Raw genomic sequence first — 10817 nt, 5'->3', positions numbered from 1 at the left:
GGTACTTCCGGCACCGGGAGAGCTGGTATTCCGTGGAATTTTTGCTCTCCGTCGCTCCGGAGCAACTTTTCTATCTTAGTACCGCTGGCTCGTCGGTGTCAAACCGGCGATTTGTTCCTGCGGCGCGCTTCCCGATCTCTCGTTCTGCGCGGATATAAACTATAGCACGGTTTGAGCGGGGTCTGAACCGCCCGCAGACGGCCAGCATCCAGCCCCCTCCAGTACCCCCGCCCTGCGGCCTGGGTGCTCCGGCCCGGAGCCTAAGCCGCAGGGCAGAACCAGACCCCGCCGGAGCTACTGCTTAGGCGTCAGATACAGCACTCCCAGCGGCGGCAACCGCAGCTCGGCGGACGCCGGCTGACCTTCGAACGCGCCCTCGGCAGCTGTCACGACTCCCAGGTTGCCAACACCGGAACCACCAAACTCCGCAGCATCCGTGTTCAGCCGCTCCTCCCATTCGCCGGCCCACGGCAGGCCGACCCGGAACCGCTCGTGCGGGGCGCCGGCGAAGTTGGCGATGCACACCAGCGGATTTCCCTGGTGGTCCCACCGGATGAAGGACAGGACGTTGCGGGCGCCGTCGTTCTCATTGATCCACTGGAACCCGGCCGGTTCATTGTCCCGGTCGTAGAGTGCCGGGGTCTCCCGGTAGATGCCGTTGAGTTCCCGGACCAGCAGCTGCACTCCGCGGTGCTGGGGGGTCTCAGTGAGATACCAGTCCAGGCCGTATTGTTCGGACCACTCCGCTTCCTGGCCGAATTCCGTGCCCATAAAAAGCAGCTGCTTGCCCGGGTGTGCCCATTGGAAGGCCAGGTAGGCGCGCACATTCGCCAACTGCTGCCACCGGTCCCCCGGCATCTTGCGCAGCAGCGACCCCTTTCCATGCACCACTTCGTCATGGCTGATGGGCAGCAGGAAGTTCTCGGTGAAGGCGTAGACCAGGGAGAAAGTGAGCTTGGCGTGGTGGTACATCCGGTTGATCGGATCCTCGGACATGTACTCGAGGGTGTCGTTCATCCAGCCCATGTTCCATTTCAGGCCGAAACCCAGGCCGCCGCTGCTGGTGGGTGAGGTGACACCCGGGAAGGCCGTGGATTCCTCGGCGATCATCACGATGCCGGGGACCCGGCGGTAGGCAGTGGCGTTGACCTCCTGCAGGAAGGAAATGGCTTCCAGGTTCTCCCGGCCGCCAAAGGCATTGGGCCGCCATTGGTCAGCGGGCCGGGAGTAGTCCAGGTACAGCATGGAAGCGACGGCGTCGACCCGCAGGCCGTCAATGTGGAACTCCTCCAGCCAGTAGATGGCATTGGCAACCAGGAAGTTGCGCACTTCCCGGCGGCCGTAGTCGAAGATGAGGGTTCCCCAGTCGGGCTGCTCGCCGCGCATCGGGTCCGGGTGCTCGTACAGCGGCTGCCCGTCGAAGTTCGCGAGCGCCCAGGAGTCTTTCGGGAAATGGCCGGGGACCCAGTCCAGGAGAACGCCGATCCCGGCCTGGTGCAGGGTATCGACCAGGTAGCGGAAGTCATCCGGATGCCCGAAGCGGGCGGTCGGGGCGAAGTAACCGGTGATCTGATAACCCCAGGATCCGCCGAAGGGATGCTCGGCCACCGGCATGAACTCCACATGGGTGAACCCCTGCCAGGTAACGTATTCCGCCAGCTGCTTTGCCAGTTCCCGGTAGTCCAGGCCGAGCCGCCAGGAGCCGAGGTGCACCTCATACACGCTCATGGGTGAGTTGTGCGGGTCCCGCTGGGACCGGGCCTGCATCCAGTCCTGGTCTTCGAACCGGTAGGTGGATTCCACCACCCTTGAGCCGGTCAGCGGCGGTGCTTCGGTTCCTTTGGCCAGCGGGTCAGCCTTTTCGCGCCACACGCCGTCCTGGCCGAGGAGCTCAAACTTATAGCGTGCGCCCGGCTCCACGTCCGGAATGAAAATCTCCCAGACCCCGGTGCTGCCCAGCGACCGCATCGCGTGGATCCGGCCGTCCCACCCGTTGAAGTCGCCTTCGACCCGGACGGCCTGGGCGTTGGGGGCCCAGACGGCGAAGCTGACGCCGTCCACCTCACCCAGAACGGACTTGTAGTGGTGCGGATTGGCGCCGAGCACAGTCCACAGCTTTTCGTGCCGGCCTTCGCCGATCAGGTGGAGGTCTATTTCGCCGAGACTGGGAAGGAACCGGTACGGATCGTCCACCGTGGCGGCGGGGAGCCCTTCATACACAACCTCGAGCCGGTAGTCCGGGACCTGCCCCGGCGAAGGTGCCGGCGTGGTACCCACCCAGATGCCGTTGTACTCATGGTGCAGAGGCACCCGCCCATCCGGAGTCACCGCGGTCACTTCCCGGGCCAGCGGACGCAGCGCACGGATGGTCACGGTTCCGTGATCGTCCAGGTGTGCTCCCAGCACGGCATGCGGCTGATAGTAGGTGCCGTGCGAAACGGCAGCCAGGACATGCTCCGGAACGGGCAGCGGGTCCTTGGCAGCGGCTGAGGCCGCCGGCCCGGCGGCATCGCCGGCCGCAGCGGGCTGCAGCGCAGAGCCCGTGGGCGGTTCACTCCCACCGGCCTGCCCCGCCGGCGGCACCGCACCGGCGTCGGCGGACTGTCCGGACTGCGAGGACTGTGCGGGCTTTGAGGACTGTCCGGATTGTGAGGGCTTGGGCTTGGAGAATTCGTTCACGGGGCTCTCTTCCTGGGACTTCGTCGGTTCCTGCTGCGACCGGAGTTCTTCGAGTACCTCGCGGGCCGCTGCGGCCGGCACCTCGATCCAGGCGGGACGGTTGCGGATCTCGTACACAACTTCGTACAGGGCCTTGTCCAGCCACAGGGCACGGAACAGCGGATCCGCACGGTTGACCTGGGTTCCGGTTTCCTTCTCGTACCCGCGCAGGAATGCATCAGCGGCACCCTGGGCCCAGTGCTCGGCCTGTGCGCGGCGGGCCTCAAGGTCCTCCGCCTGCTCGGGGCCGGCGCCGGCGGTACCGATCACCGCCACCGCTGCGGCGTAGTCGATGGAGCGAAGCATGCCGACGACGTCGCGCAGGGCGACGTCGGGGACGCTGCGTTCCGCTGCCGGGCGAAGCGGTTCACCTTCGAAATCCAGCACCGTCCAGCCCCGGCCCGCGGAATGCAGTACCTGGCCCAGGTGGTAGTCGGCGTGAATGCGCTGCAGGTTCGGCAGCACCTCCAAGTCAGCGACGGTGCCGAGGAGCTGCTCCAGCGTGCCGTCATAGGGACCAACGTAACTGCGGGCTTCATCCCATTCCCAGCGGATACGGCGGACAAGGGAGGCGATGAACTCCTCGCGTTCCGCCGGCGGCGGCTGCCTGGCGCCGAAGGCAGCTTCCAGCTGTGCATGGATCCGTCCGGTGACGGCTCCCAGTTCTTCGGCCTCGGCGGTAAAGTCCCGGCCGGCGACGGCGGCAGAGGAGGCAGTGCGCCAGGCGTCTTCGCTGTTCGGGACGAATTCGCGTAAAACGCTGACGTCGCCGCTGACCCATGAGCCTGCCTCGGCGTCGTACACGTCTGCCCAGCTTCCGGTGAGCCAGCCCAGCGTTGCCGGCACGTCCTGGGATCCGCCTGCGGTCAGCTTGGCGCTGACCAGGACATCCGGGCTTTCACCGGCGGCCAGGACCCGGTAGAACTTCACAATCACCGGCACTCCGGCGGTCAGGGCAATCACCGAGGTGTTGGATTGCTCGCCCTTCAGGACCTGGATGGGCAGCGGCTCCGTGAACGCCGACCAGTCGGCGAATCCGCCCAGGGCATACCCATGGGTCCGCCCGTCAATCGAGTTGGCCTGCGAGCGCATCGTTTCCAGCCAGGCGGTCACAAAGACCGGATCCGCGGTGCCGTCGTAAAGCCACACCTGGCCCTCGCCGGGGAGTTCGGCAGCACCCATCAGCGCCGCTTCAAGATCCGGATCGGGAACGGCACGGGTGGAGACAGGGACACTGATTACGTCCACCCTGCGCCCGGATTCGACGGCGACGAAGTGGACGTGGAGCTCGACGGCTCCCTCGGGATCCTCGAGCTGGATTCCGCCCACCCGTTTGAGGGTCACATCCCGTCCCTTGGCCGGGAACCATCGCTGCCGGGGCAGCCAGGCAGTCAGAAGTTCGGGCAGGGACGGAATGGTTTCGCTCATCTGGACGTGGCCTCCGGGGCGAGTATCAACGGAATTGCTTCGGTCTGCGGTGAACTGGTGTTGGACTTCGAGGAGCGCAGCCGCAGCCAGAAGAAGTCGTGGCTGCCCAGGGTCAAGGTGAGCGAGCCGTCCTCCCCGAATGCCGGGAAGGGGGTTCCCCCGAACGCGTCCCGCAGCCCGCGGTTCGCGAATTCCGGCACACTCACTGTCGCCGCCACCGGATGCTGGGAAAGGTTGAAGATGCAGAACATGGTCTCCCCCACCTCGCCCTCCGGGTTGTCCTCGGGCAGTTCGCGCAGGAACGCCAGGACGGCTTCACTGTCGGTCGGTACGTTGCGGTAGGACCCCATTCCGAAGGACGGATGGGTTTTCCGGACCATGATCATCTGCCGCATCCAGTGCAGCAGCGAACTTGAGCTGGCCAGCTGAGCTTCCACGTTGACGTGGTTGTAGTGGTAAACCAGCGACTGCACCACCGGCAGGTACACCTTGCCCGGATCGGCGGTGGAGAAACCGGCGTTGCGGTCCGGGTTCCACTGCATGGGGGTACGTGAAGCATCACGGTCTTCCAGCCAGATGTTGTCACCCATGCCGATTTCGTCGCCGTAGTAAAGGAACGGGCTGCCCGGCAGCGAGAGCAGCAGCGCGTGGATCAGCTCGATCTCCGAACGGGAGTTGTCCAGCAGGGGCGCCAGCCGGCGGCGGATGCCGATGTTGGCCTGCATCCGGGAATCCGGGGCGTACCAGCCCAGCATTGCCTGGCGTTCCTCGTTGGTGACCATCTCCAGGGTCAGTTCATCGTGGTTCCGCAGGAACGTGCCCCACTGCCCGCCCTGCGGGATTTCCGGGGTTTCCTCCATGGTCTGCACGATCGGCGCCGCCTTCTGGTCACGCAGCGCGTAGAACAGGCGGGGCATGATCGGAAAGTGGAAGCACATGTGGCACTCGGGCCCGGTTTCGTCGCCGAAGTACTCCACCACCTCGTGCGGCATCTGGTTCGCCTCGGCCACAATCACCCGGCCGGGATAGTTCTCGTCCACCATGGTGCGCAGGTCCTTCAGAAACCGGTGGGTGGCCGGCAGGTTCTCGCAGTTGGTGCCGTCTTCCTCGAAGAGATAGGGAATGGCATCCGCGCGGAACCCGTCGATCCCCTGGTCCAGCCAGAAGCGGACGACGTCGAACACCGCTTCGACGACTTTGGGATTCTCAAAGTTCAGGTCCGGCTGGTGGCTGAAGAACCGGTGCCAGAAGAACTGGCGCCGGACCGGGTCGAAAGCCCAGTTGGACTCTTCGGTGTCGACGAAGATGATGCGGGCGTCTTCGTATTTCTGATCGGTGTCGGACCAGACGTAGAAGTCCCCGTAGGGACCGTCCGGATCATTCCGGGATTCTTCAAACCACGGGTGCTTGTCCGAGGTGTGGTTCAGCGGCAGGTCGATGATGACCCGCAGGCCCCGGGCGTGGGCCTCCGATACCAGGCGTTTGAAGTCGCTGATGGTGCCGAATTCGTTCAGCACGTCGTAGTAGTCGGAGATGTCATATCCGCCGTCCCGCAGCGGGGACTTAAAGAACGGGGGCAGCCAGAGGCAGTCGATCCCCAGCCACTGGAGGTAGTCGAGCTGGTCGATTAGGCCGGTGAAATCACCGCTGCCGTCTCCGTTGGAGTCCCGGAATCCGCGGACCAGGACTTCGTAGAAGACCGCTTTGCGGTACCAGTTTGGGTCGTTGGTGAGACCGGGCGCGTGCAGCTGGAACGGATTGACCACTACCGCCCCCTCCGTACTGCGAGGATATGCGCCGGTTCATAGTGGGCATCCAGACGGACGTAGTTGTACTGGCCCCAGCGCCAGCTGGCTCCGCTGATCAGGTCATCCACCCAGAACGTTCCGTCCTCATTAAAGTCCTGCGGGTCCAGGTCCAGTGCCTCGAGGTCCAGGGTCACGGTGCATTCCCGTGCGCTGTGCGGATCAGTGTTCACGACGATGATGAGAGTGTCCTTACTGCTTGGATCGGATAGCCGGACCTGCTTGTGCTTGGAGTAAACCACCGTTGCCTCGTCGGTGCTCGCGTGGACCGTCAGGTTCTGGAGGTCGCCCAGGGCAGGGTGGGACCGGCGGATCTGGTTGAGCCTGGTGATGTAGGGAGCCAGGCTTCTGTCCGCCGCCTCCGCAGCGGCGAAGTCACGCTGCTTGTATTCGAACTTCTCGTTGTCCAGATACTCCTCCGCGCCGGGCCGGGCGACGTGCTCGTAGAGTTCAAACCCGGCGTACATGCCCCACAGCGGGCTGGCCGTCGAGGCCAGCACAGCCCGGATCTTGAAGGCGGGCGGACCGCCGTACTGCAGGAATTCGGTCAGGATGTCCGGGGTGTTCACGAAGAAGTTCGGCCGGAAGAAGGCGGCGGTTTCCTGCGAGACCTCGGTGAAGTACTCCTCGATTTCCTTCCGGGTGTTCCGCCAGGTGAAGTAGGTGTAGGACTGCTGGAACCCGGCCATGCCGAGGGCATGCATCATCGGTGGGCGGGTGAACGCCTCGGCGAGGAAAACGACGTCGGGATGCTGGCGGTTCACCGTCCCGATCAGCCACTCCCAGAAGCGCAGCGGCTTGGTGTGCGGGTTATCCACCCGGAAGATCTTCACCCCGTGGCTGATCCACATCAGCACGATCCGCAGGATTTCCGCGGACAGGCCCTCGTAGTCGTTATCGAAATTCAGCGGATAAATGTCCTGGTATTTCTTTGGCGGGTTCTCCGCATAGGCGATCGTCCCGTCCACCCGGGTGGTGAACCACTCGGGGTGTTCGGTGACCCAGGGATGGTCGGGCGAGGCCTGCAGCGCCAGGTCAATCGCGGTGTCGAGCCCCAGCCCGGCCGCTGTGTCGACAAAATGGTCGAAGTCCGCGAACGTGCCCAGGTCCGGATGCAGGGCGTCGTGGCCTCCCTCCGCCGCGCCAATGGCCCAGGGCGAACCGGGGTCCTGCGGGCCGGCAACCAGGGTGTTGTTCGGCCCCTTCCGGTGAGTGGATCCGATCGGGTGGATCGGCGGCAGGTAAATCACGTCGAACCCCATGGCGGCGACGCGTTCCAGGCTGCGGGCCGCGGACCGGAAGGTTCCGGAGGTCCAGGACGCCGTTGCCGGATCGAAGACCGCGCCTTCGGACCGGGGGAAGAATTCGTACCAGGCGCCGCGCCCGGCGCGGTCGCGTTCCACCTTGACCGGGAACTTCGGTGAAGAAGTCACGAGGTCCCGGATCGGTTCGCGGTCCAGTACGCCGGTCAGTTCGCTCCTGCCGGCAGCAGCCAGCCGCGTGCTGGGGTCCACAGCGGTGTCGCCCATCACCCGGGCGGTGCCGCGGAGGATTTCAGCGTCCGCTTCGTTTCTGCCCTCCGCCGCGGCGGCAAACAGGGCAGCGCCTTCAGCGAGCATCAGTTCGACGTCGACTCCCGCAGCGATCTTCACCTCGGCATTGTGGTGCCAGGTTCCGTACAGGTCGGCCCAGCCCTCGACGGCGAAGGTGTGGTCCCCCGCCGTTTCCGGCCGCAGCAGTCCCCGCCAGCGGTCAAGGCCCTGCCCCACCGGGCGCATGCGGTGCCGCTGGACCTCCCGGCCGGAGGGGTCGTAGAGCACGGCGGTGACGCCGACCAGATCGTGCCCCTCGCGGAAGACGGTGGCCCCGATCACGAGGTCCTCTCCCGGAACCGCTTTGGCCGCAAAGCGGCCGCACTCGATCACCGGAGACACGTTTACGATCGGAATCCGGCCAAACCGGAGTTCCGTGGCGGGCTGGACATCAGATGACAACGCGCTGGAAGTGGTCACAGACTAGACGTTAGCGACAATCAGGGCAGATTGCTAAGGCCACGTACCTTTTGCTGCATCGTCACTGGTCAGGGCGTGGCGGTAAATGTTCCCGCAGGTGAGCAGCGGGTCCGCGGGTCCGCGGGTCCAGGTAAATTCCATGTTGCTTTTCTCCGCATTTTTTGTGATTTGCGGCACCCCTGCTGCCATCTGCGCTAGCCTAACGGGGGTGAAGGCAATCCGAAGGTTTACCGTCCGTACTGTCCTCCCCGACACCATAGCGCCGCTGGCCAGACTGGCCGGCAACCTGCGCTGGAGCTGGCACGAGCCCACCAGGCAGCTCTTCCAGGATCTGGACCCGGAAATCTGGGCTGCCAGCGGACACGACCCGATCCGTGCCCTCGGCTCAGTCAGCAGGCAGACGCTGGAGCGCATTTCCTCAGACTCCGCGCTGGTCGACCGCATCCGGGAACTCGACGAGAACCTTGAGCACTACCTCACGGCTCCGCGCTGGTACCAGTCGCTCGGCGAGGACGCACCGCGGCTCATCGCCTACTTCTCCCCCGAATACGGCATCAGCGCAGTCCTGCCCCAGTACTCCGGCGGCCTGGGCATCCTCGCCGGCGACCATCTCAAATCCGCCTCGGACCTGGGTGTGCCCCTGGTGGGTGTTGGCCTGCTCTACCAGGCCGGCTACTTCAAGCAGTCCCTCTCCCGGGACGGCTGGCAGCAGGAAACCTATCCGGTCCTGGACCCGAACGGGCTGCCGCTGACCCTGCTGCGCGAAGAGGACGGAACCCCGGCCCGCATCAGCCTGCCGCTGCCCAACGGCAGGCACCTCATGGCCCAGATCTGGCGGGCCGACGTCGGCCGTGTGCCGCTGCTGCTGCTGGATGCCGATGTCCGGGGCAACGACGACGCCGCGCGCGGGATCACCGACCGGCTGTACGGCGGCGGTGGCGACCACCGCCTGCAACAGGAACTGCTGCTCGGAATGGGCGGCGTCAAGGCACTGCGCGTTTTTGAACGGCTGACCGGTGCCCCGGCCCCCGAGGTTTTTCACACCAATGAGGGCCACGCAGGGTTCCTCGGGGTGGAGCGGATCCGGGAACTGATGGATACCGGGATGAACTGGGATGAAGCCCTCACCGCGGCCCGGGCCTCTACCATTTTTACTACCCACACACCGGTCCCGGCAGGGATCGACCGTTTCGATGTGTCTGTGGTGCGCCATTTCCTGGGCGCCGGGCTGGCGCAGTCCGTTCCCACCAACAAGGTCATCTCCCTGGGAGCGGAGGATTACGAGGGCGGGGACCCCAACATGTTCAACATGGCGGTGATGGGGCTGCGCCTGGCCCAGCGCGCCAACGGCGTTGCCAAGCTCCACGGTCAGGTGTCCCGGGAAATGTTCTCCGGCCTCTGGCCCGGGTTTGACGTTTCCGAGGTGCCGATCACCTCGGTCACCAACGGTGTGCACGTGCCCACATGGGTTGATCCGGAGGTCACCGCCCTGGCGCGGCAGCAGCTGGGCGTCGCCGCGGTGCACGACCGCGATTGGGCGCGTGCCTATGAAGTCAGCGACGAGGCCCTCTGGGACCTGCGGCGCAGGATGCGCAGCAACCTGATCGACGACGTCCGGGGACGGGTGCGCTCCGCCTGGCTCAAGCGCGGAGCATCCGATGCCCAGCTCGGCTGGACCGATGATGTGCTGGACCCGGACGTTCTGACCATCGGTTTCGCGCGCCGTGTGCCGACCTACAAACGGCTGACCCTCATGCTTCGGGACCCTGCCCGGCTCAAGGCTCTGCTCCTGCACCCCACCCACCCGGTCCAGGTGATCGTGGCGGGCAAATCGCATCCCGCGGATGAGATGGGCAAGCGCATGATCCAGGACCTGGTGCAGTTCACCGACGACCCGGAGGTCCGGCACCGGATCGTTTTCCTGCCGAACTACGACATCGCCATGGCCCGCACCCTGTTCCCCGGCTGCGACGTTTGGCTGAACAACCCGATCAGGCCATTGGAGGCCTCCGGCACCTCGGGCATGAAGTCCGCGATCAACGGCGGCCTGAACGTCTCGATCATGGACGGCTGGTGGGACGAGATGTACGACGGCGCCAATGGCTGGGCGATTCCCTCGGCGAATCCCCGGGAAGGCACCCAGACCAGGGAAGTGCATACCGCCGACCAGCGCGACGATATTGAAGCCGCTGCCCTCTATGACCTGCTGGAGAACACCGTGACCCCGTTGTTCTACGGCGCGGAGCTGCCGGGCGCTGCCGGCGCGGCCGGGCCCTCCGAAGCACCGGCGGATTCCCTGCCGCACGAATGGCTGGAGATGGTCAAGCACACTCTGGCGGAGCTGGGACCGGAGGTGTCCGCCTCCAGGATGCTGCGGGATTACGTTAACCGGCTTTACCGTCCGGCCTGCCAATCCGGCCGGGCCGCGGCCGCCAACCAGTACCAGGCTGCCAAGGAACTTGCCGCCTGGATCCAGAAGGTGCGGGATGGCTGGTCCGGTGTTTCCGTGGAACACGTGGATTCCATCGGAATCAGCGATGCGCCGCAGATCGGTGACAGCCTTAATATTCAGGCCTATGTGAACCTGGGGTCGCTGAAGCCCACGGATGTGGTGGTGGAAGTCGCCTACGGGAAGGTCTCCGAAACTGACCGGCTCAGCGATTACCAGTTCCAGGATCTTTCCGTCAGTGAGGATCTGGGCTCGGGCAGGTACCTGTACGCGGGCAGCATCCGGATTGAGCAGGCAGGACCATTTGGCTACACGGCGCGGGTCCTGCCGGAGCATCCCGGCCTGGCCTCGAAGGCCGAGCTGGGGCTGGTGGTGAACGCCTGACGGTCCTCCGGCGCTGACCGG

The 10817-nt window shown here is 65.3% G+C and carries 4 protein-coding genes; 1 reads left to right on the top strand and 3 read right to left on the bottom strand.

Annotated features, from left to right (window positions below; all coding sequences use genetic code 11):
* Positions 1–294: 294 nt before the first annotated feature.
* From glgB to AL3_RS10235, 3 genes are read right to left on the bottom strand one after another with little or no spacing between them, the layout of a single operon-like run.
* Complete coding sequence (glgB, locus tag AL3_RS10245; protein WP_066300184.1) at positions 295–4146, bottom strand: 1,4-alpha-glucan branching protein GlgB; 3852 nt, start codon at positions 4144–4146, stop codon at positions 295–297.
* On the bottom strand, positions 4143–5912 hold the full coding sequence (gene treS, locus AL3_RS10240) for a maltose alpha-D-glucosyltransferase (RefSeq protein ID WP_066300182.1): 1770 nt from the start codon (positions 5910–5912) through the stop codon (positions 4143–4145). The genes glgB and treS overlap by 4 nt, the downstream gene beginning before the upstream one ends.
* The gene (locus AL3_RS10235) at positions 5912–7963 is read right to left on the bottom strand and encodes an alpha-1,4-glucan--maltose-1-phosphate maltosyltransferase (RefSeq protein WP_066300179.1); all 2052 of its coding nucleotides are present in this window, start codon (positions 7961–7963) and stop codon (positions 5912–5914) included. Before AL3_RS10235 ends, treS begins: the two co-directional genes overlap by 1 nt.
* A 208-nt stretch (positions 7964–8171) precedes the next feature.
* On the opposite strand from AL3_RS10235, the gene glgP reads away from it, so the two are divergent.
* The gene (gene glgP, locus AL3_RS10230; RefSeq protein WP_066300178.1) at positions 8172–10796 is read left to right on the top strand and encodes an alpha-glucan family phosphorylase; all 2625 of its coding nucleotides are present in this window, start codon (positions 8172–8174) and stop codon (positions 10794–10796) included.
* Positions 10797–10817: the final 21 nt, after the last annotated feature.

Origin of the sequence: Arthrobacter luteolus NBRC 107841 (genome assembly GCF_001552075.1) — a bacterium.
Classification (GTDB): Bacteria; Actinomycetota; Actinomycetes; order Actinomycetales; family Micrococcaceae; genus Arthrobacter_B; species Arthrobacter_B luteolus.
The sequence above is the reverse complement of the archived record's forward strand: the minus strand, read 5'-3'. Positions and strand labels throughout refer to the sequence as shown.